Raw genomic sequence first — 24,912 nt, 5'->3', positions numbered from 1 at the left:
TCCCGTACTAAATGGATGATAGACCCGCGCGCAAAGCGCGCTCTGCGTCCTGAAATGCGTCATAGGCTTTCAGACGCTCGGCATGGATTGCCGCAATTCGCCCGTCGGCTGGCTCGAACCGCGCTCCGACATGCGACATTGTGCGCATGCAGTCCTGCAGGGTCGGCTGATGACCGGAAGCAATTGCGCCAAGCATGGCGGCTCCGAGAAGCACGGGAGCAGGGGATGTCGTCGAAAGCACCGGCCGTCCGCAGGCGTCGGCCAGAAGCTGCTTGACCGTATCGCTTTCCGCAGCGCCTCCGCTGAGAACCACCGCGCCGGGCGTAACGCCATGCGCGCTCTGGGTATCAAGGATTTTGCGAAGCCCGTAACCGACGCCGAGAACAGCGGCCACATAAGACGCGATGAGATCGTCGAGCCCGTTTTCCAGCGTAAGTCCCGATATGACAGCTGTGGCGTGCGGATCGGCGTAAGGCGCGCGATTGCCCAGGAAATCGGGCACGACAATGCGGCTTCCTGCAAGTGTTACGGCTCCGCTTGCCTCAGGATGCCTGCGTTCGACCTCCGCCAGAAGATAGCCTTGCACGGTTTCGCCCGCCGCCTCGGCCAGGGCTTCGGCTTCGGCCCGCGCCGGGTGCGTCGCAATGAGATGAGCGATCGCTTCGCCCGCCGCCGACTGACCGCCTTCGCTCAGCCACAAGCCCGGAACCATGGCGGAGAAGTATGGTCCCCATACTCCGGGTACGAAATGCGCCTCACTTGAAGAGGACATCGTGCAGGCGGACGTGCCGAAAACATACGCCATCGTCCGTTCCGGGCCGGCGGCGTGATCCGCCCCGACAGTACCTACGCCTCCGGCGTGGGCGTCGATCAGGCCGGCTCCGACCGCTGTGCCGGCGAGCAGTCCAAGCGCGTCGGCTGCTTCTTGTGCCAGGCCGTTGCCGAGTGGCGCGCCGGGCGAGAGGATTGCCCGCCCGATTCGGGCGTAGTTTTCTGCGGGCAACTCGCCCAGGCCGATCTCTCTGAAATAGCTTGAATCCCATGCGCCTTCATGGGCGAGGTAGGTCCATTTGCAGGTGACCGTGCATGCCGAACGCGCCAGCGAGCCGGTCGCGGCCCAGGTCAGGAAATCCGGCAGATCGAAAAACTGACCGGCGCGATGGTATGTCTCCGGCATGTTTTCCTTGAGCCAAAGCAGCTTCGGCGTCTGCATTTCCGGCGAAATCCGCCCTCCGACATAATCGAGAACCCGGTGGCCTAGGACGTTGATCCGGTCCGCCTGTTCAACGGCGCGATGGTCCATCCACACGATGACGTTGCGAGCATCATCGCCGGACCGGCTGACGCTCAACGGCTTCATGTCCGCATCAAGCACGACCAGCGAGCAGGCGGCGTCGAATCCTATGCCCGCAACCCTGTCAGGGGCTATATCGGCTTCCTCCAGGACGGCGCGAACCGAGACGCAGACGGCCGACCAGATATCGTCCGAGGACTGCTCGGCGATGTCTCCGGTTTCACGCCAGATGCGGATGTCGTGCTTGTGGCTGGCGAGCAGCACGCCATCGGCGTCGAACATGCCCGCGCGCGCGCTTCCGGTTCCGACATCCACACCAATGAAAACCGGATCGGACATCGTCAGAGATCCACCGCATTCGGCAGAAGCACGAGATCGCGGATCGTCACGTTCTTCGGCCGTGTGAGCATGAACACGACGCAATCGGCGACTTCCTGCGGCTGCATCAGGCTTCCCTCCGCGAGCGCCTGATCCATTTTCGCCTTCGGCCAGTCGTCCAGCAGCGCTGTCACCACCGGACCGGGCAGGATTGCGCCGACACGCACGCCGTGCTTCGACATCTGACGGCGCACCGTATGCGTAAAAGCCTGCACGGCATGTTTGGAGGCGGTGTAGATCGGCTCCCAAACGACAGGAATGACGCCTGCGACGGAACTCGTCATGATGACGTCGCCGGCATTTTGCTGAACCATATGCGGCAGCACGGCGCGAACCGATCTGAAGGCGGCGTTGATATTGAGATTGAGGACCTGATCCCACTGATCCGGGTCGCCTTCGAGGATGTCGCCACCGACATAGGCGCCCGCATTGGCGTGGAAGATGTGGAGGCCGCCCGCTTCGTCGAGGATTTGCGGCAACATTTCCGAGATGCTGTCCGGGTTCATCAGATCGGTGACAACCGGAAAGGCGTTCTCGCCGAGGTCGGCGCAAACCTTGCGAAGCGCAATCTCGTCGCGGTCGACAAGCGCGACTTTCGCGCCTTCTGCCAGCAATTGGCGCGCGCATGCCAGACCGATGCCGGACGCTGCGCCGGTTATGGCGGCTGTCTTGCCCTTCAGACTGTTCGACACGATGTCCTCCTCATTTGCTTGAATAGCCGCCCTCGATCATCATGATCGCTCCGTTCACCAGATCCGAGGCGGATGACGCGAGATACAGCGCCATATCGGCGATCTCTACCGGTTCACCGAAGCGGCCGAGCGGAGTGCCGGCGATGAACGGGTCTTTCTTTTCCGGAGATGACCAGAGCTCCTTTCCCATCTCGGTCAGCACCACGGTCGGACAGATCGCATTGACCTGAATATTATGTGGGGCAGCCTCCGTCATCAGCGACTTCGTCAGCGCATTCAATCCTCCCTTCGAGGAGGCGTAAGCGGCATGATCTTCAAGCGCGATAACGCCTGTCTGGGACGAGATGTTGATAATCTTTCCGTGCTTGCGGGCCATCATCCCCGGCAGCAGCGACTTTGCGAGAATAAACGGCGCGGTCAGATTAACCGCGAGCGTTCGGTTCCAGTCTTCGAGCTGAAACTCGACGACCGGTCCGGTGATTGCAACACCGGCGGAATTGACCAGGATATCGATCCGGTCGCCGCTGGCCGCCAGCGCCCTGGCGGCGATGTCGGCGGTCTCTTCCGGGCTGGCGAGATCGCCGGTGATGGCGGTGAAACGTCGTCCCTTCGCCTCGACAATGCGCGAAAGATCGTCAAGTCGCTGCCTGGAACGCCCATGTCCGATGATATCGGCTCCCGCGTCGGCAAAGACCTCGGCGATCGCCCAGCCGATGCCAGAGGAGGCGCCGGTTACGAGCGCGGTGCGCCCGGCAAGACTGAATCGCTTGACCCACTCAGGCACGGTTTACTCCAGATTTGTGTGATTGGCGCGCATGGCGTCCGGCGAAATTTCCATCCGGTCGCGCAGATCGAGCACCAGTATTTCAAAGAACAGGAACATCAGCGCCTCGTAGAGCGACCCCATCGGCAGGATGGAGGTGGCGGCGTCGCCACGATCCGCGGCCATCGTTTGCGCCGGCAGGTGTATGACGAGGTCGGCCTTCTTCGGGACCACGCCATCTGGTTCGGCGGTCACACAGATCACTTTGGCGCCGGCCTCTTTTGCAACATCCATCAGGGCTTCCACGGTCGAGAAATGTCCGGGGCCAGCGCTTGCGACGAGAAGGTCTTGTGTGGTCATCGGCGGCGTCGTCATGTCGCCGACGACATGCGCGTCGAGGCCGAGATGGAAAAGCCGCATTGCGAGCGCCTTCATCATCAGTCCCTCTCGACCGACGCCATAACAGGCAATGCGTCTTGCTGCGGTCAGAGCTCTCGCCAGATCGTCGACCTGCTCCAGCACTTCTGCGCTCAAGCCCGGTCGCAGCTCGGCGAGCACGCGATCCACAAGGGTGTCTCTTTGCGGCGTCATAGCCTATCCTTCCCCGATCTTGATCTGAATCTTGACGTCTGTCGGACGGGCCTCGACGGCGCGATCGAATGCAGCAATGCTGTCCTTGAATGCATAGGTTTCCGATATCAGGGGTTTGAGATCCACCTTGCCTGACGCCAGCAGCTCGATCGCCCGGTCATACATGTTGGCGTATCGGAAAACAGTCTGCATTCGGATTTCCTTGGACTGGGCGAGCACGATATCCATGGGCACGGGATCGACCGGCATGCCCACCCAGACCACGCATCCAGCCGGCGCCACAGCCTCGAGCGCGGCCTGTACCGATTGCGCGGCGCCGGCGCATTCGAACACGACATCTGCGCCCCATCCGTTCGTCGCCGCCGCGATCACGTCCGAGGCGGAATCGCGCGCCGCATTGACGGGATGGATGTTGTCGTATTGCGCTGCGACCGCAAGCTTCTCGTCCACCAGGTCGGAAATATAGACCTTGGAGCAGCCGCCCGCCAGCGCTGCAAGCGCTGCCATGATCCCGATCGGGCCGGCGCCTGTCACGAGCGCAACGTCGCCCGGTTTGATGCGGGCGCGAGTGGCCGCCTGCATGCCAATAGCGAAAGGCTCCACCATTGCGCCCTCGGCGAAACTGATGTGGTCCGGCAGGCGATAGGTAAACGCAGCAGGATGGACGACGGAGTGCGTCAGGCAGCCATGCACCGGCGGGGTCGCCCAGAAGCGAACGCCGGGATCGACGTTGTAGACGCCCATCTTTGCTGCTTTCGAGGCCATGTTGGGAACGCCGGGCTCCATGCAGACCCGGTCTCCGACGGAAAGATGTCTGACCTGCCTGCCGACCTCGCTGACAACGCCGGCGGCTTCATGACCGAGCACCATGGGTTCGCGAACCACAAACGGGCCGATCTTGCCGTGGGTATAGTAATGCACATCGCTGCCGCAGATGCCGACTGTGTCGATTGCGATGCGGACATCGTCCGGACCCAACTCGTCGGGCAACGCGATCTCTCTGAGCGTCAGCTTGTCTTTTTCTTCCAGAACCAGGGCAATGGACATTGTTATCCCCTTTTACTCATCAATTTTCAGGTCGGCCGGGCGGTGTTGGCGCAGACAGCAATGCGTCCGCCGTGTCAGCGTCGGTAACAAGCGTATCGACGAAACCGCGCAGAAGGGCTGCGCGAATGATCGGAACCTTATGCATGCCGCCCGCCGCGAGAACGACGTTCGGGATTGCATGCAAGTCAGCCAAGGATACCCCGATAACCCGGCGGTTCAGTTCATGGTCGATCACCTGGCCTTCGGCGTCGAGCACATGACCGATGATATCTCCGACGCCGCCAAGGGCAATCAACTCTCGACTGTCGATGTCCCGGGGCAGCGCGTCGCGAACGAGTAGAGAGCTGGACAGATCTCCGGTGGCCAGGGCGATCGCGCCACACGAACGGATTTTCTCCAGCATTTCCACGATCACGTCCTGTTTCATGAACAGTTTCTGGCTCTCGGCGCTTCCGGCAAAGAGCGGCGCGGTAAAAAAACTGTGCTCCGCATTGCACAGGTCTGCCAGGCGGGTGGTGATCTCGTAGCCGTTGACGTCGGAGCCGCGGGTCACGCCTCCCATCACCGAGACGATCTCGAGATCCGGGCGGTCGACAGGCCGGATGAACCGGGTCGCCAGGTTCAGCGTGTTGCCCCAGGACATGCCGAACGCGGTTATGCTCCGATCGGAAAGGACCGTGCCCAGGTAACTGCCGAGTCCGGCGCTTACCAGGGTGGTTACAGCGTCGGGATCCTCGGGCGTCGGAACGACAACAGCGCGCGTCAAACCGAAAGCGCGCTCGAGTTGCCATTCCTGTTTGACCGCTGCGGTGAAGATCGAATCAATGCTGACGCGTAATATTCCGCGTTGCCGCACTTCGCTCAGGGCCCTGTTGACCCGCAAACGGGTTACGCCAAACCGCTCGGCGGCTTCGGCCTGGGTCAGGCCCTCGAACTCGCAGGCCCAGGCGAGACGAACCAGAAGCTGCTCTTCTTCATCGATCTGGTCAATCTTTATGCGTCGCGACATGGCGCCTCACCGGACGATTGGGTGGAAGCCGCCGAAACGGCGGACATCGTTACCTATCACTTCACCGCGCCCATGGTCAGGCCCCTGACAAGTTGTTTGGAGGCGATCAGCGCGAAGATCAACACCGGGATGACGATCAGCGTGGAGGTCGCCATGATCTTGCCGTAGGGGAGGTTGTATCCTTCCATGAAAGACACCGCCATTGCAGGCGCGGTTTTCGCCTCCGTTCGCGTCAGGATCAGGCCGAACATCAGTTCGTTCCAGGAAAAGATGAAGGAGAAGATCGCCGAGACCGCCACGCCGGGCATGGCGAGAGGCAGACAGATCTTGCGCATGATCGTGAACTGCGACGCCCCCTCCAGCCGCGCGGCCTCGTCGAGATCGTAGGGAATGCCGCGAAACTGATCGGTGACGATCCAGATGACGATCGGCAGATTGAACGTCAGATAAATCAGTATCAGCGTAATGTGCTTGTCGAGAAGGTTGAGGCTGCGGGCGATCAGAAAGAACGGTAGCGCCAGCACGATCGGCGAAACCATGCGGTTGGTGATGAACCAGAACCACAGATCCTTCTTGCCGCGAAACTCGAAACGCGCCAGAGCGAAGGCGGCGGGCACGCCGAGGAGAAGCGCCAGCGCCGTCGTGCAGACTGCGATGATCAGAGAATTGATCAGCGTTCTCAACACAGCGTCTTCGAACAGCGCTTCCCGGTAATTCTGCAGCGTCGGCTCGAACAGCCATACGGGCGGCGCCTCGAGCGCCACGATCTGCGTCTTCAGGGATGTCGTCACCATCCAGTAGAACGGGAAGACGCAGACGGCGATAATGACGAGGATCAGGACAATCTGCCAGAGAAGGGAGCGGGACGTGTTCATCGCTCAGACCTCCTTGTAGAAGACGCGGATGTAAATCTGCGCCAGAACGATGGTGATGATCAGCAGAATGATCGCCTGCGCCGACGCCAGTCCCTGATCGAAGCCGCGAAAGCCGACGCGCTGTATCATCAGCGATATGAATTCCGTGGACGATCCCGGACCGCCTCGGGTGAGAGTGAAGACCATGTCGAACAATTTCAAGGTGTCGGCTGTGCGCAGGATCAGCACCGCGACGAGTCCCGGCAGCAGAAATGGCAGTTGAACGTGACGCAACACGACCCACCAGCTCTTGGTCTCAAGACGCGCGGCTTCCTCCACCTCGCCCGGAACCATGGTCAGTCCGGCCAGAAGCACAAGCGCGACGAATGGCGTCCACTGCCAGACATCCCAGAAGATGATCATGGCGAATGCGTTGGTCGGGTCGCCGATCCAGTTGACATTGGCGCCGCCCATAAGCTGATTCACGACGCCGAATTTCTGATTGAACATGACCTGGCCCAGAAGGCCGACGACGGCGTAGGTCGTCGCCATGGGCAGGACGAGACTCAGACGCGCCAGCGTCTTGAGCAGGCCAAGTCCTGGTTTGTGCAAAATCAGCGCGATTCCCAGACCGAGCGCGATCTGCAACGGGAGCGCGGTGCAGAGAAGAAAGAACGTTCTGCCCATGGCCTGCCAGAAAACTTCGTCGGTCAGGACGCTCCAATAGTTTTCGAGGCCAATGAACTTAATTCTCTTGAGTTTTGTCAGATTAAAAAAATGAAGCGAAGTCCAGCCCGCATAGAGTAGCGGCGCGATTCCGACAATGGCGAGGCCGAACACGGCCGGACCGATAAAGGCGAAAATCGTGCGTCTGGAAACCTGTGCGCGCATGGTGCTCCTCCGGAAAAGTCGGTTGCGGAGACGACGCGATACGCCGTCTCCGCATTGCTTGGGAAGATGGCTTCCTACTGCGCCAGCGGCTTTTCGCCGGAGTAGTAGCCGGCGTCTTCAAGCACGGTCTCCATGCGGGAGCCGATTTCCTGAGCACCTTCCTCGGTTGTCACTTCGCCGAGCATCATCTTCGTGCCCCACTCCTGGACGATTTCGGTGATTTCCGGCCATTCGGCGAAACGCGGGCGGAACTCCGGCACGCCGTCCTGCCAGCTCTCTACCAGCGCCGGTACGAACTTGTACTTGTCGGCCAGCGCCGGATCTTCGTAGGCTGACTGGCGCGCCGGTACGCCGCCGCGCTCCAGGTACTCAAGGGCATTGGCCTTTGAAGTCGCCCACTGAATGAACAACCAGGCCGCAGCCTGTTCGGCTTCGTCCGCCTGGCTGGCGACAGCCAGAGAGAATCCGCCAAGCGCCGGTTTGCGGCCAGCCGGACCTTTAGGCTCGGGAGCGATTTCCACGCAATCAGCGACGCTGGACGTATCTGGCGACACCACGGTCGAGTAGAATGCGGACCATTCGGTGATCATCGCCACATCTCCCTGGGCGAAACCGTTGACCGCTTCGGCGTGGTCATAGGCGACGATGCCGTCAGGCATGTACTGCATCAGATCCTGACGGAATTTCAGACCCGTCTGGGACTCCTCTGAGTTGAGGTTAGACTTGAATTCCTCGTCGAGGAAGGAGCCGCCGAAGGGCCAGAGCACACGCGCGAAGCTGTCTGCGGACTGTGTTTCATTGCGCTTGGACTGCAGTGCGAAAGCATATTTGCCGTCTTTCGTCAGCGCCGGTCCATAGGTGTCCTTGAGTTCGGTCCAGGTTTCGGGCGGGCCGTCGAAACCAGCCTCTTCCAGCATGCAGCGGTTGTAGAACAGAAGGCCCGAATAGTTGTCGAAAGGAAGACCGTAGACGGTTCCATTCCAGCTTCCAAATGCGTCGAGCACCAGCGGGAAGAAGTCATCGAGGTCGAGGTCGGGGTCCGTGATGGCAGCGTTCGACGTGAAGTTTTCGATCGGAAGAATCCAGTCGTTTTCGGCGAAGTTGCCGATCCAGACGAGGTCGATCAACGCGATATCGAGATCGCCACCGGCCACGAAATCGCGCACTTGTTCTCCAAGCGCGTTCTCATAGGGATGCTTGATGACGTTGACCTTTATGCCGGTCTCGTTCTCGAATTCCGGAATCATCGCCTCGATCGCCTCGTAGCCCGGACGCAGCAGAAACACCACATCGATGGTGGTGCCGGCATACGGCTCGGCGGCTTTCTTGTAGCTCCAATCGGAATCGTCAGCGAACGCGCCGGTGGCCATAACGCTGGCCAGCGCGACAGAGCAGAGGAGTCTGTTCAGTTTCATGAGATAACCTCCCTAATATCAGCAAACCGATTGACAATCATTTGTCTCGGTGCGCATACAAATGTATCTTTTATACGAAAGTGTCAACGAAGTTTTTGCTCACAGGCCACGCTCCTGTCGCTGAAAACTTCACGGGCCGGAGATCGGAGGAGAACGCCATGGCGTCGATCGAGATCAAGAAAATCAACAAGTTTTACGGCAAGGTTCAGGCGCTCTTCGACGTCGATCTCGACATCGCCGATGGTGAATTCGTTGTGTTTGTTGGTCCGTCTGGATGCGGCAAGTCCACGCTGTTGCGCACGCTTGCCGGGCTTGAGGCAATCGATTCAGGTACGATCATCATCGGAGGCAAAGATGTTTCCAAAGCCGAGCCGGTCGATCGCGATGTCTCCATGGTATTCCAGTCCTATGCGCTTTATCCGCACATGTCGGTGCGCCAGAACATGGAATTCGGCATGAAGGTCAATGGAGTTGATCCCTCCAGACGCGCTGAACGCATAGCGGAAGCAGCCCGTATCCTGCAGCTGGAAGAGTATCTGGACCGAAAGCCGTCTCAGCTTTCAGGCGGCCAGCGGCAGCGCGTCGCGATAGGTCGGGCCATCGTGAAGCACCCCAAGGCGTTTCTTTTTGACGAGCCGCTGTCCAATCTTGACGCCAAGCTACGCGTCCAGATGCGTGTCGAGTTGGGCGCGCTCCACAGGCAGCTCGGCGCCACCATGATCTACGTCACCCACGACCAGGTCGAGGCTATGACCATGGCCGACAAGATTGTGGTGCTCAACGCGGGCCGCGTTGAACAGGTTGGAACGCCGATGGAGTTGTACCACAAGCCTGTCAGCAAGTTCGTCGCCGAATTCATCGGATCTCCGGCGATGAATGTCTTCGAACCGGATGGATTGAAGGGTCTGACGCTTGCGCCGGAAGCCCGTTTCATTGGCTGTCGACCCGAACATTTCGAGGTCGTCAATCGCGGACAGGGTAATCTCGACGCCAAGGTGAACGTCAAGGAGCAGCTTGGCGGAGAAAGCCTGCTCTATCTTTCCGCTTCGGACAATCTGACCTTCGTCGCGCGGGTCGACGGCGACGACGGGGTCCAGGTGGGCGATGAGGTGGGGCTGCAAATTCCCGAGCATCGGTTGCACCAGTTTGATGTAGACGGCCGGGCCTTGAGATAGGAACACATCGCCGATGGTGGATCCGACGGGGCTTTCCCGAAAGCTTGCACAGTCCGATGCAGAGACAGGCGTCGATCTCGTCATCTTCGATTTCGACGGCGTGGTTGCGAACAGCGAAGTCATTTCGTTGTCGTCGTTGCAGACGACCCTGCGAGAATTCGGCGTGCCGCTGGACATTGACCAGGTGAGGGGCCGTTACCTCGGCGCCGCGATCGACAAGATCGAGAGGGATGTCGCTGTGCAAAGTCCGCGCGGCACATCGGAAGGCTTCAGCCAGACCTGGCATGACATATTGTTCGAGCGTTTCCGCAGGGAACTGACGCCGGTTCCCGGTCTAGGCGATCTGCTTGACCGCATCGAAGGGCGTGGCCTTCCGTTCTGTATTGCGTCCAGCAGCACCTTTGAGCGTCTGGGCATTGCGCTCGAAGCCATGGGCCTGGCCAGTCGCTTCACGCATGTATTCAGCGCGCAGCAGGTTAAAAACGGTAAGCCGGCGCCAGATTTGTTTCTGCACGCCGCAGCGCAATTCGGCGTCTCACCGGACAGATGCCTTGTCGTCGAGGATTCCCCCCTGGGCATCAGAGCTGCGAAAGCAGCTGGAATGCATGCCATCGGGTTTCTCGGCGGCATGCACCTGAATGACATTCGCGACGATCATCGCCGGGTGCTCATGGAAGCGGCCGCTGACCGCATTGTCGAGAGTCTCGGTGAGATCATGTCCGAAGAAAACTCCACAGCGAATTCTTAGACTGCATTTTTCAAAGCGGATGAATGATATCGGGAAGAAAAATCAGGTAACGCCTGACATCCGTTACTTCACGAAAAGCCGATCTACATTTTCCGGTACGAAGAATTTTCGGCAATAACTCGAAAACGCCTGGGCTCTTCGGCTGAGACGTCCGCCGCGCCGCATGGCGAGTACGATATTCGGACTCAATTCCGATTCCACCAATGGACGGCAGACGACTTTCAGACCGCCATAGGTATTGTCGGTGAAGGGGCGCACATTCAGGATGCCGATACCGAGTCCCGCCGCCGCGGAACTGCGGATCATCTCGAAAGATTCCAGGCGCTGGATACGTCCGGGACTGACCCCGGCCCGCTCGAACAGCGAATTGATGTAGGTCCTTGATTGCGGAAGGTTCAGCAGGAGCAGAGTTTTCTCGGCGAGATCCTTGAGTGAAATCCTGTCGTTCGCGGCCAGCGGATCATCTTCGGCGATGACGACATGCGGCGGGGCATTCGCCAACACCTCGTAGTCGAATTCCTCCCAGATGCCGGCGTCGTATGTCAGCAATATTTCCACGACGCCGTCACGAAGACTTTGCTGGATGGCGATGATATCGCCCTCGGAAAGATGAACGATCAGTTTCGGATAGGCTTCATTCAGGTCGCGGATGACCTGTGGCGCGATGCTCGGCGATATCGAGGTGAACGATCCGACGCGCAATTCGCCCGACAATTCCTGGTCACTGCCGCTGACATCGCGGAAATAGGACTCCGCCTCGTCAAGCATCCGGATGGTTCGAGCGATCGCCCTTTCACCTGCCGTCGTCGTCGCCAATCCCTTGGATCGCTGGCGTACGAAGACCTGGATGCCGAACTCTCTTTCAAATTTTTCGATAGCCATGAGGATGGATGACGTCGAGATGTTCAGGGCGTTCGCCGCGCCGAGAATCGATCCTTCCTGCGAGGCGACGACCACATATTGGAGCTGTCGGAGTGTGATATTCATTATTTAGATTTAGCTGTGTTATAAAATACATTATCCAAAGTTAATTGATCTTGCTAGCCTGTTTTCCGGGAAGAGGAAGAAACCGGCTCATGAAGCAAGACCTGACGGCTGCTGCTGAAGAACATTCTCTGGAGATAGAGTGCATATGGCCCGGCCAGGCCACGCTTGGCGAGTGTCCGATTTGGGATGAACGCAGACAGTGCCTGTTCTGGATCGACAGTCTGGAGAAGAAAATCTGGCGATCTGACGTCGCCGGCGCCGGTGCGCAAGCTTACAAATTACCAGACCTGATCGGTTCGATCGGACTTTGCAGCGACGGAAGGTTTGTTTCGGGTCTTGCAAGTGGCTTCGCTTTCATCGACATCTCTTCCGATCCCGTCGGCGTCGAATGGATCGGAAATCCGGAACCCGAAAAGGCTGATACGCGGCTGAATGATGGCAAGGTTGACCGTCAGGGGCGTTTCTGGTGCGGAACGATGAACCAGGATTTTGCGACGCCCAACGCGTCGCTCTATCGGCTCGATCCGGATCTTGCCTGGCATCGCCTGGAAACTGGTTTTACCGTTTCCAACGGTATCGCCTTCAGCCTCGACGGCAAGACGCTTTATTTTTCGGACAGCCGTGTGGATCGTTCTTTTCAGTATTCGCTTGATCCCGTTACCGGCGAATTGTCGGACTGCCGGGGCTTTGTCGACACGACGGCCTATGAGGGCAGGATCGACGGGGCGACAGTCGACGCTGACGGAAACTACTGGGGCGCTCTTTTCGACGGTTCTGCGGTTGGCTGTTTTACAGCGGACGGAAAAATGATGCGCCACATCAAGCTGCCCGTAACCTGTCCGACAATGTGCGCCTTTGGCGGCCCGCAGATGGACGTGCTTTTCGTGACGTCCGCACGGTTCTCAATGAATGAGGCGCAGATTGCCGCCGAGACTTTGGCGGGAGGTCTGTTCGCCATTCGGGGACTTGGCGTCCGTGGAATTCCGGAACCGCGTTTCGACGCGACTTAGTAACGAAGGAATGGAGGCGGCGCCGTCCAAGCGCCGACACATGCGGCCGGGAGGCCGGAAACAGAAGGAGGAGATTATGAGTTTCAGATATTTGGGCGTCCTTGGGATAGCCTTGTCCGTGGTCGCATCGGCGTTCGTCGCCGCGACGTCGGTCAACGCAGCGCCGCGGGTTACAATCAAATATGCGCATTGTTGCCCGCCGGATCATACATACGGCGTATACGCCCATCAGTTCGCCGACAAGGTGAAGGAAAAGTCGAATGGCGAGATCGTCGTCGAGGTGCTCGATGGCGGCGTCATGGGAACGGAACAGGCGATCGCCCAAAAAGTGCAACTCGGCACGGTGCAGATGGGCGGCATCACCTCGAACAACGTCGCCCAGCTGGCGCCCTCGCTTAACGTCCTGGTGCTGCCGTACATGAACGACAGTCCTGACGACCTGACGGGCGATGGCGGATTGTTGCGCTCCGGAGCGTTCCGGGACGAACTCAACAAGCGGGTCCTGGGCGAGAGCGGCAGCCTGCGCGTCATTGGCGGTTTCACGAATTCGTTCCGTAGCCTGTTTGCGAAAGACAAGTGCATTTCGACGATCGACGATCTTCAGGGACTGAAGATCCGGGCTCCCAAGAACCCGGTCATGACCGCCATGTGGGAATCGTGGGACGTGTCCACCTACCCGATCGCCTGGGGCGAGACCTTCGGCGCAGTCGCCACCGGCGTTGTCGACTCCTTCGACAGCCCCACGGACGTGATCCTGAACATGGGTTTCCACGAGCACATCAAATATATTACCGAAGCGACCTATCTGCCGCTGGCGGCTGTCGTTGTCATCAATAACGACTTCTTCAACGGCCTCTCGGCGGATGACCAGAAGGTGATCCTGGAAGCGGCTGAAGAAGTCGACATTGCGCACGCCGAATATGTCAAGGAAAACGTCGCGCGTGTTCGGAAGGCTCTTACGGAAGATCACGGCGTGACTTTCTGCGAACTCGAAGATCCTGAAGTGTGGGCGGAGAAGGCCCGCGGCGCCTGGCCGCAGCTCTATGAGCTTGTCGGTGGAGGCAAGGACTGGGTCGACACGACGGTCCGCTATAAGGAAACCGGCAGCCTGGAATAGACTGTCGAACGACAAAGTCGGGCTCCGCCGCCGTAATTTGTTCGACGGCGGAGCCGGCAACACGCGCCTGCCTGCAGGCGATCCACACCAGATAACATCCGCAAACCAGGCGAGCAGGGGAGCAGATCATAGATGAACCGTATTCTGTCTGCCGCCGGACGATTCGAGCTCGTCGTATCAAATTTGAGCCTTGCGCTCCTTGTTGTCGTTCTCGCCGCCCAGATATTCTTCCGCTACGTGCTCCATGTCGGGTTGTCATGGAGTGAGGAGGTATCCAGATTCGCATTTGTCTGGTTCGTCTACATTTCGGCGAGCGTGGCCGCGCAACGCGGCGCTCATATCCGCGTCACCCTGTTCGCGCGCCTGTTGCCGGTTAATGAACGGCTGACGTTTCTGCTCGCCGACATCATCTGGATCATCTTCAACACCTTTGTCGTATGGGCCGGAATACTGCTCATACAGCGAACGCTGACCTATCCGGTTTACTCGACATCGCTGTTTCTGCCGCTGGCCTACATCTACACGGTCATTCCGCTCGCACATGCATTGATGATTGTGCGGATTGTCGAGCGCCAGTGGCGGTCATGGAAGCATGGCGTGCCGTTGATCGCGGGCGAAGATGCTGCGAACCGGGAGGCCGGGACATGATTTTTGTCATCGTCTTCGTCGTCTGCCTGGTTCTGGGCGTGCCGATTTTTGTCGTGCTCGGCGTTCCTTCACTTATCGAACTGTTGAATTCGCCGATACCGCTCGCCTCGCTCGCCCATAGCCTGTTTGACGGCGTCGACAAGTTTCCACTGCTGGCAATACCGAATTTCGTGCTTGCAGGCGCAATCATGTCCAGGGCTGGCATCACGCGCGACATCATTGACGTTATGCGCTCGGTGGTTGGAGAGGCCTATGGCGGCCTCGCCATCGTGACCATTCTGTCCTGTATGTTCTTCGCCGCCATCTCCGGATCCGGACCGGGCACCGTCGCTGCGATTGGAACCTTGCTCATCCCCGCCATGAAGGATGACGGCTATCCGAAAGACTTTGCCGCTGCGGTCGCCTCGTCAGGCGGCACCCTCGGAATCCTGTTGCCGCCCAGCAATCCGATGATCGTCTACGGGGTCCTCGCCTCGGTCTCCATCGGCGACCTGTTCCTGGCGGGATTGCTTCCCGGCATCCTGATGGGCGCGCTGCTGATCGGCGCGACCTGGTTTCTGTCTCGCAGGAATGGCTACAGGGGAGAAAGCCGGCCGTTCAAGGCGAAGGAATTCGCATCGAATTTGTACAAGGCCAAATTCTCGCTCGCCACGCCTTTCATCGTTCTTGGCGGCATCTATGGCGGCGTCTTCACGCCGGTGGAGGCTTCGGTGATCGCGGTCGTCTACGCGCTTCTGGTCGGCATGGTCATCAAGCGGACCATTCGGCTGGCCGATGTCTGGGAGACGCTGAGCGAAGCGACGACCATTTGTGGCGGGCTTATCCTGATCATGGGGACCGCCATCTTCTTCGGCGAGTTCCTGACGCTCAACCTGATCCCCCAGAAGATCGCCGCTTCGCTTCTGACCGTGACCAGCGATCCGATAATCATGCTGCTGATCATCTGCGCAATCCTGATCGTGCTCGGCACGTTCATGGAGACGCTTTCGACCGTCATCATCCTGACGCCGATCCTGCTGCCGCTGATCAAGCAACTCGGCATTGACCCGATCCATTTCGGTATTCTGCTGGTGGTCACAAGCGAGATCGGTTTTCTGACCCCGCCGCTCGGCGTCAATCTCTTCGTTGCCTGCGGCATATCCGGTCTGTCGATCGAGGCTGTTTCGCGACGCGTCATACCGTTCATAGCAACCATTATCGTAGGGCTGCTTATCCTGCTGTTCTTCCCGCAGATCAGCCTGTTCCTGCCCTCATTGAATTAGATGCCCGGCGAAATCCCAGACGCGCGGCGCCACCCGCGTGTAGACGCACGCCAAAAACAGGACTGAAAGGAAAAAGATGCTCACCAACGAAGGTATCATCAACACGTTTCTCGAAAGCGGCGTCAATCGCGGTTTTACCCTGCCCGGGCTCGGGATAACATGGTCGTTGCCGGCTTTCCATGAAAAGCAGGATGAGTTTGACGTAGTGCTCGCCCGTTCGGAACAGAGTGCCTCCGTCATGGCTCAGGTTGCAGGCAAAATGACAGGAAAACCGGGACTTTTGATGGCTCAGGGACCATTCGCCACGACCACCGGCGCCTTCGGGATTCTGGAAGCCTATTTCTCGTCGTCGCCCATGGTGATCCTCACCGACACGTCCTGCTACGACGGCTTCGGTCAGTATGGCGTCTACCAGACCATGACCGGCGACTACGGGGCGGCCGATGCCTTTGCCGTGCTCAAAACCATGACGAAATATGCGACCTATGCAACGACGCCGGCCGAGGCGGTCTATGGGGCGCAGCTGGCGGTCAAACACGCCTCGACGCCGCGTCAGGGGCCGGCCGCCATCGTCATGCGCTCAAACATCATCAAGCAGGAGATCCCGCATGAAACACGGGCCCGGCTCTACCCGACGCAAGGTTATCTCGGATATACGCCGCCGCGCGTCGATCGCGATGCGGTGAGCGAGATCGCGGCGCTGATTGAAAAAGCAGAACAGCCGGTGATGATCATCGGCAACGGCGTCTATGGCTCCAAATGCGGACCAGCCCTGCAGGCCTACGCCGAACAGAACGGAATCGCCATCGCCTCCAGCTATCACGGCAAGGGAACAATCGACGAGGCGAGCGAAATCGCCGTCGGCATGATGGGAACCTGGGGGTCGGCGGCGGCCAACCGTATGGTGCAGGCGGCGGATCTTGTCCTCGTGATGGGCTGCAGTCTCGGACCGGAATATACGCGGTTTCGCGACGAGAAGATGATCAGGCCCGGCGAACAGACGATCGTTCAGGTCGACCAGGATCCGTTGCACGCCGGCTGGGTGGTGCCGGTCGATCATGCGATAACCGGCGATGTAGCCGAGGTCGCCGGTCTGTTGGCTGCGGCCGCGCCGCATGACGCCACTCTCGTGTCACGACGCAAGGCGTCGATCTCCCGTATCAAACAGGACAACGACTACGGCGTGTTGCCGGAGTTTCCGACTCGTCCGGGAACCCTGCACTACGCCGATATCATGCGCGGCCTGCAGTCTTTTCTGACGGATGACGATCTGTTGACGCTCGACGCGGGAACCAACCGGATCTGGGCGACATGCCGGCTTCCGCTTCGCTCGCCGTATCAGCTCGTGGCGCCCGGCGGCGTCGGCGGAATGGGCTGGAGCACGCCTGCAGCTACAGCCGCGAAGATCGTCGCCCCGGAGAAGCGCGTCACAGGCCTGATCGGCGATGGCGGTTTCGTAATGACCATGGATGCGATCGCAACGGCGGCGGAACGCGGGCTGGATGTGGTTTATGTGGTGGCCAACAACGCCGGCCTGGGAATGGTCCGTGACAATCTCGGAAACCAGCGTATCGGCGTGGATTTTGCCGATCACGACTTTACGAAGGTGGCCGAGGGGCTGGGCGGCAGCGGTTTGACGGTCACGGAGGCGGACCAGATGGCGGACGCGCTCGCGGAAGCACACCGGTTGGGAGGGCCGGTCGTTATCGACGTGAAGGTCGATCCGGCGGCGAGCCACCGGGATTGTTCCGACTACGAGTCTCTGTAAGGCAAAGGGAGGCATGGCGACATGAAACGGTTTGAAGGCAGAACAATACTGGTGTCGGCGGGCGCCGACGGGCTTGGTCTGGGAATTTGCGAACGATTTGCCGCCGAAGGCGGCACTGTGGTCGCGCTTGACAAGAGCAAAGAGGCCATAGAAGCGGCGCAGGAACGCAATGAGGCCGAATTCATCCGGTTCGAGCAGGTGGACCTGCTGGACCAAAAATCCGTCGTCGAATGCTTTACCCGGCTCGAAGCCGATCTGAAATTCGATACGCTGGTCAACAATGCAGGCGGCTCGCTGCATACGCCGCGCGCGTTTCTGGAAGAGAGCGACGAGGACTGGGACAGACTTCTGGCGCTCAATGTCACTGCGGCTGTACGCCTGACGCGTCTGGTTTTGCCTCACATGCTCGAGGCGGGGTTCGGCAGAATCGTAAATCTTGGCTCGAAGGCGGGGCGCTACGGCAGCCTGTTTACCGGCGCCAATTACGTCGCGGCCAAAGGAGCGGTTCAGTCTATGACCCTGCAACTCGCGCAGGAGTTCGGTCCGATGGGCGTCACCTGCAATGCGGTTTGTCCCGGAGCGATCCTCACACCGCGGGTGGAGCGGCTCCTGTCAGAACGCATGACGCCCGAGGAGAGAGAAGCCGCCGTCCTCGGCATTCCCGTGGGCCGGAATGGCCGCGTCGAGGATGTTACGGCCGCCGTCGCCTTTCTGGCGTCAGAGGAAGCAAGCTTCATCACGGGGCAATTGCTTGACGTCAACGGCGGGCAGGGAATGGCGTCATGAAGACGCCAGGCATTGGCCCTGTTCTGGTGACCGGAGGGAACGGATTTCTCGGAAGGGCAATCTCTGGTCGGATGGTCGACGCAGGGGAAACGGTGGTCTCGCTTGATCTTGCCCCGACTATTGATCCGGTCTCGGGCGTGATTTCGGAAACCGGAAACATCTTGGATATCGAGGCCATCCACGCGATGGCGAAACGCCATGGAGTGCGCGCCATTGTTCATCTTGCCGCGATGGTGATCCCGGCGTGCCGCGCCGATCCTGCAAAGGGCGCGGAAGTCAATGTGATCGGCCATATCAACATGCTGGAGGTCGCGCGCCGGCTCGGCGTGCGGCGTTTCGTTTATACGAGTTCCGTCGCCGCGAAGCCGCGCGAACCTTTCAATACGCCCGTAAATCTTTACGGCGCCTACAAGCGATGCTGCGAAGATATATCCAGGATCTGGTATCTCGACCACCAGACGCCGTCGATAGGCATCAGGCCCAATGTTGTTTACGGTCCGGGCCGGGAAATTGGCGAGACAGCGGCGATTACGCTAGCGGTCAAAGCCGCGGCGCAGGGCGCGAGCTTTCAGATGCCCTTTGCCGGCGCGATGTGTTTCCAGTACGTCGACGAGGTCGTCGACGTGATGGGGCGGTGCCTGGCGCTGGAGCCGGACAGCGCCTATGTATCGGATCTGACGACCGGAACGCAGACGATTGACGACGTCATCGCCGCCATCAAGAAGGTCTCGCCGGAGGCAAAGATCACTCCATCGGAGCAAATCAGACCGGCACCCCCGCAACTCGATAACGCGGTGTTGAGAACGCTGATCGGCGAGTGGCCTAGCGTCTCGCTGGAAGAAGGCGTCCGCCGGACCCACGCGCACTACGTCCGGAGCCGGGATTGAGCGAATAATTCGGGTGATACGGCGTCTGAACTACAAATCGCCATTATTGCATGTTTTGTGACGGGCTTCGGGGGCGACATTTAACCCCGAGGACGATTATGAACGGAACATTTGAGGATTTTCTGGACGCCCTTCTCGCATTTGAATCTGGCTGGGACAGGGAAAGATATAACGAAGGAATTATTCAGGACGGGCAGCTCGATCAGTGGGCTGGCGGCAGCGTAGAGGATTTTTATCCGCAGTATTCGAGCTGGTCGGATCTGACCGACGAGGAATGGGAAACCATGGCCTACCGGTCGATGAATGTATTCGGGTTCGTCGGATATCAGTTCGGAGAGGCCCTGCTGATCGACCTCGGCTATTACGACGACGACGTTTATTACCTCAACGGCGCCGACACCAATACTTGGGACGGCGAATGGACGGGCAAGAACGGCGCCTACTCGCTTGAAGACTTCATGACGCAGGAAGTTCAGGATCAGGCGATCCTGGATGCGTTCGGCCACAATCTCGAAATCATCGAGGAAGGGCTCGAAGCTGCGGGCAAGAGCCTGGACGAGTTCCTCGGCACAACGAGAACCTATACCGTGGACGGCGAGGAAGTGACCGTTGAGCTGACGTTGACCGGCATTCTGGCCGGCGCGCACCTGAACGGCGCGCCCGCCATGATCGAACTGCTGCTGAACGAAACCGTCGCCAATGACGAATTCGGGACATCGACCCTGCAATATATTGCGCAGTTTGGCGGCTATAATTCGCCGGAATACGAAGAGCTTATCAATCAGTGGATCGAAAACCTTACCGGCGACGAAGGGCTCGGCTCTAACAGGGGCTCTGCGAACGTCGACGCCGACACGGCTGACGTCGTCATCACCTGGACCTGGGGTCAGGATGAAGTTGTCACCGATTTCGATCCCGATACGAGCACGATATGGGTCGATTGGCTGACTGCAGACGATCTCGAAATCTATGAAGAGAACGGTAGCGCCGTTATCGCCGTGCCGTCAAACAACCAGACGACGACGCTGCAAGGCGTTTCTCTCGACGATCTCACACTGGCGAATTTCACCATCATGGACGAATCGGCGGCTGAGGAAATTCTTTCTCTCATCGGCTCGGAAGAAGCAAATGATGATGACGATGACGGCGCTTCTGACGATACCGGAGATGACGGCGCGTCAGATGATGGTGACGGCGCATCTGACGATGACGGAGCGACGGACGACGATGGCGGCGGCTCCAACGATTCATCCGATGAGTACACCGGACCGACCAGCGAACACGGCACGGCCGACGTCACCAAGGAGACAGCCACTGTGGTCGTAACCTGGGCGTGGGGTAATGACACTGTCGTGACCGACTTCGATCCGGCGACCGACACCATATTCGTCGACTGGTTCAGCAAGGACGCTATCGAAGTCAGCGAAGTGGATGGCAGCGTGGTCTTTTCCATGCCAGGCAACAACCAGACAATCACGCTGGAAGGCGTTTCGCTGTCTGATCTGTCCGAAGACAACTTCACGATCAAGGATACCGCTACGGCGGCCGAAATCCTGAATCTCGTCGGAGCAGCGTCAAGCGATGACGACGATGACGAAGATACAGGTACGGGAGATGACACCGGCGCAGGAGACGATTCAGGCGACCAGGACGACGGCGCGTCCGATGACGGTTCGGCCGATATCCCGGATGACGGCGTGGATGTGCACCAGGTCACCTGGAACTGGGCGGCGACCGAGGTGATTTCGAATTTCGATATTTCGGAAGACGTGCTGGATTTCGGTTCCCTGCCGGCCGCGCTTGTCTCGATAACCGAGTCCGATGAGGACCTTGTCATCGAAGTGCTCGGCAATGGCGGCCACACCTACGTTCTGGAAAACATCCAGGCGGAAGATCTGTCACTCGCCAATCTTGAATCGCCTGACTGGAACGAGTCTGTTCTCGACCAGGTCGTTGATCAGCTCGAAGCGCTGGGCAACGACAACCTGGCGTAATGAACAATGGCGCGACGCGGAGTTCCCCTCCGCGTCGCGCCCTATGATATCGACTGCATTTTCTTGTTTTGAAACCGCGCGGTCTCGGGTTTCGCGTTATTCTCGGGTCACCTGAGCGGCGTTGGGCTTGGCCACACAGGCGATAATCGTATGAGACCCGGTCGCCATATGCCTCCATCGGCGCCCCGGGTTTTCTCTTCCCGCCCCTTCACCCTTTCCAGTTCCGCCTCGCCGATTGTCAGAGGCGCCTTGTAACGGCGTCCTCAAGCCATCGTTCCGGAGCTGGCCTGCGGCTGTCGTCTTCCCGAATACACGGCGCGGTCTCAGGTTTCGCGCCACGCATGGGTGATCTGATCGACGATGGGTTTGGTCAGATAGGCGAGAACTGTGCGGGAGCCGGTCGCCATGAACGCCTCCACTGGCATGCCGGGTATCAGTTCCTGCCCGTTCAACTTTTCAAGTTCTTCCTCGCCGATGGTCAGACGCACCTTGTAATAGCTCGTCTTCAGCACATCGTCCCAGGTCTGGTCGGCGGCGATACGCGCGACCTGCGCGGCAAGTTGCGGCGTCGTGCGGTGGTCGAGACCCGGAAAACGGATCCAGGCTTCCTGTGCGCGATGCAGCTGGTCGACATCGGCGGGATCGACGCGCGCTTCGACGACCAGGAGATCCTCACGGGGAACGATCTGCATGATGGTTTCGCCCTGTCGGATGACGCCGCCGATCGTGTGCGCAGCCAGTTCATGGATATAACCAGCCCGGGGCGCGCGGATCTCCAGCCGGTCGAGCTGATCTTCCAGCGCGACTTTTTCTTCCTTCAGTTCGGCCATTCTGGCGCGCACGTCCTGTAGTTCGCGCAGAACTTCTGTCTGATTGTCAGCGTCAAGCTGCAGCATCTGCATGCGCCGTTCACTGATCGCTTCCCGCAGGCCGGCGATCTGCTGAAGCAATTCGCCATGCTCTCCGGTCAGCCGCGTCTTCTCGCGCTCCAGGGTCGTTACCCTTGTTTTCGTCACAAGCTGCTTCTCGAGCAATGTGTTCAACCCGGCGAGTTCTTCGTCCAGGAGGGCGATCTCATCCTGCTTGGCTTGCTGTTGCGCATCCAGTCCGCCGATCTGTTTCTCAAGCTGTGTGATCTGGTCTTCGAGTTGCAGCTTGCGCTGTTTCATGCTGCCGTTGCGGGCATGCAGCAAAAGCTTCTGGCTTGTCAGGATGTCGCTGGCCGACGCTTCCAGGGAGGCGTTGTCTTCAGCGTCCGAGGGAAACCGGATGGACGCATCGCCGTCGCGTTCGGCGACCAGGCGGGCAGCGCGGGCATTCAGATCCTGCAATTCGTTCGCGATTATCGCATGCTTAGATCGCGCCGCCGTATCGTCGAGTACGATCAGCGGGTCTCCGGCTTCGACAGCGTCGCCGTCATTGACCAGAATCTTGTGAACGATCCCGCCTTCGCGATGCTGAACGGACTTGATTGCGCTTTCCACGACGATTGACCCGGGCGCGACAACCGCCCCGGATATTTTTGTAAATACGGCCCAGCCGCCAATGCCAACGGTCAGGAGCGCGATCGCAAAGGACGCAATCGCCATGTGCCACCGTATACTGCGGAGAATTCCGCCATTTGTCTTTTCGGAAGAATGATTTTGATTGTTCATTGTCTCAGGCCGCCGCTGTTTTCTTTGAATCGACTGGCGTCAATGTCTGGCGCATGATCTCGTCGCGCGGGCCGAAGGCGACCGCGCGGCCGTCCTTCAGGCAGAGCGCCTTGTTGACAGCGCCTATGGCGCGGGGCCTATGCGCGACGAGCAAGACGATCTTGCCGCGGGCGCGCATGGTCATGATCGCTTTTGCAAGCGCCGCCTCGCCCTCCGCGTCAAGGTTGGAGTTCGGTTCGTCCAGAATGATGATGAACGGTTTTCCGTAAAGGGCTCTCGCCAGGGCGATACGTTGCCGTTGCCCTCCCGACAATGCAACGCCTTCCGAGCCGATAGGGGTGTTGTATCCCTTTGGCAAGGCGGTGATGAGGTCGTGCACATTGGCCAGCAGCGCGGCCTCTATAATGTCTTTCGAGGTGGCTTGCGGGTCGAAACGGGCAATGTTCTGGGCGACCGTGCCTTCGAACAGTTGCAAATCCTGAGGCAGGTAACCGATGAATTCGCTTCTGGCGGCCGGGCTCCACTGGTCAAGGTCTGCGCCGTCGAAGCGGATCGAACCCTTGATCATCGTCGCGGCGCCGATAATGGCGCGGATAAGCGTCGACTTTCCCGATCCCGACGCGCCGAGGATTGCGATGCCGTCGCCAGCCTGCACGTCGAATGAGACATTGCGAATCACCGGATTGGCGGCTCCGGCGGGGCTGCAGTAAACGCTCTCGACAACAAGCGTCTTGTGGGGCGCGGGCAGCTCATGTTCGGTGTCTCCGAAGAGCGGCAGGGCCATCATGCCGCGCAGGCGTTCGAGGCTCTGTCTGGCGGCGACGAAGCCACGCCAGTGAACCATTGACTGCTCGACAGGCGACAGCGCGCGCATGGTGATGATTGAACAGGCGATCATCACGCCGGGTGAAATCTCCTGCTGAATTGCAAGCAGGGCGCCAACCGCGAGCATGCCTGACTGGAGGATAAGCCGCACTGTCTTGATGGAGTGGGTGAAAAGGCCGTTGCGATCGGCGGCGTGGCGTTGGTCGGTCAGGAAGCGGCTGTTCTCGGCGTCCCACCGTTTCGACAGGGCTTCGGACATGCCCATCGCGAACACGGCCTCGGCGTTCCTGCGGCCCTCCTCTACCCGGGAGGTCCGCCGGGCGCGCAGATGCGCGGCCGCTTTCGATGGATTGCGGCAGGCCAGCTCGTTGAGTCCGACGAGGATTGCGATGATCAGCACGCCGGCAAGCGCAACAAAACCCAGCAGGCTGTGAAACAGAAACACGAGCGCCAGATAAAAGGGCAACCATGGAAGATCGTAGATCGCCGCCGGCCCGTTGCCGGACATGAACTGCGTGATGGTTTCGAGATCCTGGACCGGCCTCAGATTTCGTCCCTTGGCGCCCAGTCTGGCGGGGAGAGCTGTCGAAATGGCCAAGGCGCGCGCGGACAGGGTTTCGTCCACATGCTGGCCGACCCGGTAGAGCACCCTGCTGCGCAGAGCGTCGAGAACGCCGAAGAACAGATAGAGGGTGAGCGCGAGCAGGCCTATGCCGACGAGGGTCGGAACGGAATTGCTGACAAGAACCCGGTCATAGACCTGCAGCATGAACAACGGACCGGTGAGCATGAGCAGGTTTATCACCAGACTGACGCCGCCAAGCCCCCACAGCAGGGGACGAAGCGAGGCAAAGAGCGCGCCGAACGGCGACCCGGGATTGGGTTCTCCGACAGGAGCCGTTTCAGTAACGGACATATCCAAATTCATGATGAAATTCCGTCTTCAAGTATCAATAAGCCGGCTGCGGCCGTTCAGGCGACGCCGGGAGAAATGTCAGTGATTCAGGTTGTTGCCCGCTGGACAGCTGAAATCTAGTCGTTCAATTGAAAAGAAAGTTCGGTCAGACTGGTATTGTGAATACTTGCTTTGAAATTGCGCCGATAGGCAGAGTTGAA

General features: G+C 59.4%; 22 protein-coding genes. 10 read left to right on the top strand and 12 right to left on the bottom strand.

Translation table 11 applies throughout. The features are described 5' to 3' along the window. Positions 1-7: 7 nt before the first annotated feature. The 9 genes from K1W69_RS11640 to K1W69_RS11600 all read right to left on the bottom strand — a co-directional run bounded on the left by K1W69_RS11640 (position 8) and on the right by K1W69_RS11600 (position 8,934). On the bottom strand, positions 8-1,633 hold the full coding sequence (locus K1W69_RS11640; protein ID WP_220228516.1) for an FGGY-family carbohydrate kinase: 1,626 nt from the start codon (positions 1,631-1,633) through the stop codon (positions 8-10). Positions 1,634-1,635: 2 nt separating this feature from the next. After that, a complete protein-coding gene (locus K1W69_RS11635) occupies positions 1,636-2,364 on the bottom strand; it encodes an SDR family oxidoreductase (RefSeq protein ID WP_220228515.1) in 729 nt (242 codons plus the stop codon). A 10-nt stretch (positions 2,365-2,374) separates the two neighbouring features. Then, the gene (locus tag K1W69_RS11630) at positions 2,375-3,148 is read right to left on the bottom strand and encodes an SDR family NAD(P)-dependent oxidoreductase (RefSeq protein ID WP_220228514.1); all 774 of its coding nucleotides are present in this window, start codon (positions 3,146-3,148) and stop codon (positions 2,375-2,377) included. Between the two features lie 3 nt (positions 3,149-3,151). Beyond that, positions 3,152-3,718, bottom strand: a complete 567-nt coding sequence (locus K1W69_RS11625; RefSeq protein WP_220228513.1) for an SIS domain-containing protein — start codon at positions 3,716-3,718, stop codon at positions 3,152-3,154. Between the two features lie 3 nt (positions 3,719-3,721). Then, positions 3,722-4,765 (bottom strand): NAD(P)-dependent alcohol dehydrogenase, encoded by a 1,044-nt coding sequence (locus tag K1W69_RS11620; protein ID WP_220228512.1) that lies wholly within the window; start codon positions 4,763-4,765, stop codon positions 3,722-3,724. A gap of 19 nt (positions 4,766-4,784) precedes the next feature. Beyond that, on the bottom strand, positions 4,785-5,774 hold the full coding sequence (locus K1W69_RS11615; protein ID WP_220228511.1) for a sugar-binding transcriptional regulator: 990 nt from the start codon (positions 5,772-5,774) through the stop codon (positions 4,785-4,787). Positions 5,775-5,830: 56 nt separating this feature from the next. Then, entirely contained in the window at positions 5,831-6,649 is an 819-nt protein-coding gene (locus K1W69_RS11610; protein ID WP_220228510.1) for a carbohydrate ABC transporter permease, read from the bottom strand. Positions 6,650-6,652: 3 nt separating this feature from the next. Continuing rightward, a complete protein-coding gene (locus K1W69_RS11605) occupies positions 6,653-7,519 on the bottom strand; it encodes a carbohydrate ABC transporter permease (RefSeq protein WP_258571005.1) in 867 nt (288 codons plus the stop codon). Between the two features lie 74 nt (positions 7,520-7,593). Continuing rightward, positions 7,594-8,934, bottom strand: coding sequence for an ABC transporter substrate-binding protein (locus tag K1W69_RS11600; protein ID WP_220228509.1), 1,341 nt, complete (start codon positions 8,932-8,934; stop codon positions 7,594-7,596). Between the two features lie 158 nt (positions 8,935-9,092). On the opposite strand from K1W69_RS11600, the gene K1W69_RS11595 reads away from it, so the two are divergent. Continuing rightward, positions 9,093-10,109 (top strand): ABC transporter ATP-binding protein, encoded by a 1,017-nt coding sequence (locus K1W69_RS11595; protein ID WP_220228508.1) that lies wholly within the window; start codon positions 9,093-9,095, stop codon positions 10,107-10,109. A 13-nt stretch (positions 10,110-10,122) separates the two neighbouring features. Further along, positions 10,123-10,857, top strand: a complete 735-nt coding sequence (locus tag K1W69_RS11590) for an HAD family hydrolase (RefSeq protein ID WP_220228507.1) — start codon at positions 10,123-10,125, stop codon at positions 10,855-10,857. A gap of 63 nt (positions 10,858-10,920) precedes the next feature. On the opposite strand, the gene K1W69_RS11585 is transcribed toward K1W69_RS11590, so the two are convergent. Then, on the bottom strand, positions 10,921-11,844 hold the full coding sequence (locus tag K1W69_RS11585) for a LysR family transcriptional regulator (protein WP_220228506.1): 924 nt from the start codon (positions 11,842-11,844) through the stop codon (positions 10,921-10,923). Positions 11,845-11,933: 89 nt separating this feature from the next. Here K1W69_RS11585 and K1W69_RS11580 point away from each other — a divergent pair, with 89 nt between their 5' ends. From K1W69_RS11580 to K1W69_RS11545, 8 genes are all read left to right on the top strand, one after another. Then, positions 11,934-12,854, top strand: coding sequence for an SMP-30/gluconolactonase/LRE family protein (locus tag K1W69_RS11580; protein ID WP_220228505.1), 921 nt, complete (start codon positions 11,934-11,936; stop codon positions 12,852-12,854). Between the two features lie 76 nt (positions 12,855-12,930). Then, positions 12,931-13,971, top strand: a complete 1,041-nt coding sequence (locus K1W69_RS11575) for a TRAP transporter substrate-binding protein (protein WP_220228504.1) — start codon at positions 12,931-12,933, stop codon at positions 13,969-13,971. A 132-nt stretch (positions 13,972-14,103) separates the two neighbouring features. Continuing rightward, entirely contained in the window at positions 14,104-14,619 is a 516-nt protein-coding gene (locus tag K1W69_RS11570) for a TRAP transporter small permease (RefSeq protein WP_220228503.1), read from the top strand. Continuing rightward, positions 14,616-15,881, top strand: coding sequence for a TRAP transporter large permease (locus K1W69_RS11565; RefSeq protein ID WP_220228502.1), 1,266 nt, complete (start codon positions 14,616-14,618; stop codon positions 15,879-15,881). The genes K1W69_RS11570 and K1W69_RS11565 overlap by 4 nt, the downstream gene beginning before the upstream one ends. Positions 15,882-15,957: 76 nt before the next feature. After that, entirely contained in the window at positions 15,958-17,649 is a 1,692-nt protein-coding gene (locus K1W69_RS11560; protein WP_220228501.1) for a thiamine pyrophosphate-binding protein, read from the top strand. A gap of 21 nt (positions 17,650-17,670) precedes the next feature. Continuing rightward, positions 17,671-18,435, top strand: a complete 765-nt coding sequence (locus tag K1W69_RS11555; protein WP_220228500.1) for an SDR family NAD(P)-dependent oxidoreductase — start codon at positions 17,671-17,673, stop codon at positions 18,433-18,435. Next, entirely contained in the window at positions 18,432-19,322 is an 891-nt protein-coding gene (locus K1W69_RS11550; RefSeq protein ID WP_220228499.1) for an NAD-dependent epimerase/dehydratase family protein, read from the top strand. Before K1W69_RS11555 ends, K1W69_RS11550 begins: the two co-directional genes overlap by 4 nt. A gap of 98 nt (positions 19,323-19,420) precedes the next feature. Then, complete coding sequence (locus K1W69_RS11545; protein ID WP_220228498.1) at positions 19,421-21,316, top strand: hypothetical protein; 1,896 nt, start codon at positions 19,421-19,423, stop codon at positions 21,314-21,316. A 323-nt stretch (positions 21,317-21,639) separates the two neighbouring features. On the opposite strand, the gene K1W69_RS11540 is transcribed toward K1W69_RS11545, so the two are convergent. Then, complete coding sequence (locus K1W69_RS11540; protein WP_258571004.1) at positions 21,640-22,905, bottom strand: HlyD family type I secretion periplasmic adaptor subunit; 1,266 nt, start codon at positions 22,903-22,905, stop codon at positions 21,640-21,642. Positions 22,906-22,975: 70 nt separating this feature from the next. Then, on the bottom strand, positions 22,976-24,724 hold the full coding sequence (locus K1W69_RS11535) for a type I secretion system permease/ATPase (protein ID WP_258571003.1): 1,749 nt from the start codon (positions 24,722-24,724) through the stop codon (positions 22,976-22,978). Between the last annotated feature and the right edge of the window lie 188 nt (positions 24,725-24,912).

The sequence above is a fragment of the Flavimaribacter sediminis genome (assembly GCF_019492055.1).
GTDB lineage: Bacteria > Pseudomonadota > Alphaproteobacteria > Rhizobiales > Rhizobiaceae > Flavimaribacter > Flavimaribacter sediminis.
The sequence above is the reverse complement of the archived record's forward strand: the minus strand, read 5'-3'. Positions and strand labels throughout refer to the sequence as shown.

What these genes read in the sequence shown, in the direction of transcription:
- K1W69_RS11625 (WP_220228513.1), bottom strand. Translation starts at nt 3,718, where the DNA reads ATGACGCCGCAAAGAGACACCCTTGTGGATCGCGTGCTCGCCGAGCTG.
- K1W69_RS11535 (WP_258571003.1), bottom strand. Translation starts at nt 24,724, where the DNA reads ATGAATTTGGATATGTCCGTTACTGAAACGGCTCCTGTCGGAGAACCC.
- K1W69_RS11585 (WP_220228506.1), bottom strand. Translation starts at nt 11,844, where the DNA reads ATGAATATCACACTCCGACAGCTCCAATATGTGGTCGTCGCCTCGCAG.
- K1W69_RS11590 (WP_220228507.1), top strand. Translation starts at nt 10,123, where the DNA reads ATGGTGGATCCGACGGGGCTTTCCCGAAAGCTTGCACAGTCCGATGCA.
- K1W69_RS11580 (WP_220228505.1), top strand. Translation starts at nt 11,934, where the DNA reads ATGAAGCAAGACCTGACGGCTGCTGCTGAAGAACATTCTCTGGAGATA.
- K1W69_RS11595 (WP_220228508.1), top strand. Translation starts at nt 9,093, where the DNA reads ATGGCGTCGATCGAGATCAAGAAAATCAACAAGTTTTACGGCAAGGTT.
- K1W69_RS11555 (WP_220228500.1), top strand. Translation starts at nt 17,671, where the DNA reads ATGAAACGGTTTGAAGGCAGAACAATACTGGTGTCGGCGGGCGCCGAC.
- K1W69_RS11575 (WP_220228504.1), top strand. Translation starts at nt 12,931, where the DNA reads ATGAGTTTCAGATATTTGGGCGTCCTTGGGATAGCCTTGTCCGTGGTC.
- K1W69_RS11620 (WP_220228512.1), bottom strand. Translation starts at nt 4,765, where the DNA reads ATGTCCATTGCCCTGGTTCTGGAAGAAAAAGACAAGCTGACGCTCAGA.
- K1W69_RS11550 (WP_220228499.1), top strand. Translation starts at nt 18,432, where the DNA reads ATGAAGACGCCAGGCATTGGCCCTGTTCTGGTGACCGGAGGGAACGGA.
- K1W69_RS11570 (WP_220228503.1), top strand. Translation starts at nt 14,104, where the DNA reads ATGAACCGTATTCTGTCTGCCGCCGGACGATTCGAGCTCGTCGTATCA.
- K1W69_RS11605 (WP_258571005.1), bottom strand. Translation starts at nt 7,519, where the DNA reads ATGCGCGCACAGGTTTCCAGACGCACGATTTTCGCCTTTATCGGTCCG.
- K1W69_RS11610 (WP_220228510.1), bottom strand. Translation starts at nt 6,649, where the DNA reads ATGAACACGTCCCGCTCCCTTCTCTGGCAGATTGTCCTGATCCTCGTC.
- K1W69_RS11565 (WP_220228502.1), top strand. Translation starts at nt 14,616, where the DNA reads ATGATTTTTGTCATCGTCTTCGTCGTCTGCCTGGTTCTGGGCGTGCCG.
- K1W69_RS11640 (WP_220228516.1), bottom strand. Translation starts at nt 1,633, where the DNA reads ATGTCCGATCCGGTTTTCATTGGTGTGGATGTCGGAACCGGAAGCGCG.
- K1W69_RS11545 (WP_220228498.1), top strand. Translation starts at nt 19,421, where the DNA reads ATGAACGGAACATTTGAGGATTTTCTGGACGCCCTTCTCGCATTTGAA.
- K1W69_RS11540 (WP_258571004.1), bottom strand. Translation starts at nt 22,905, where the DNA reads ATGGCGATTGCGTCCTTTGCGATCGCGCTCCTGACCGTTGGCATTGGC.
- K1W69_RS11615 (WP_220228511.1), bottom strand. Translation starts at nt 5,774, where the DNA reads ATGTCGCGACGCATAAAGATTGACCAGATCGATGAAGAAGAGCAGCTT.
- K1W69_RS11600 (WP_220228509.1), bottom strand. Translation starts at nt 8,934, where the DNA reads ATGAAACTGAACAGACTCCTCTGCTCTGTCGCGCTGGCCAGCGTTATG.
- K1W69_RS11560 (WP_220228501.1), top strand. Translation starts at nt 15,958, where the DNA reads ATGCTCACCAACGAAGGTATCATCAACACGTTTCTCGAAAGCGGCGTC.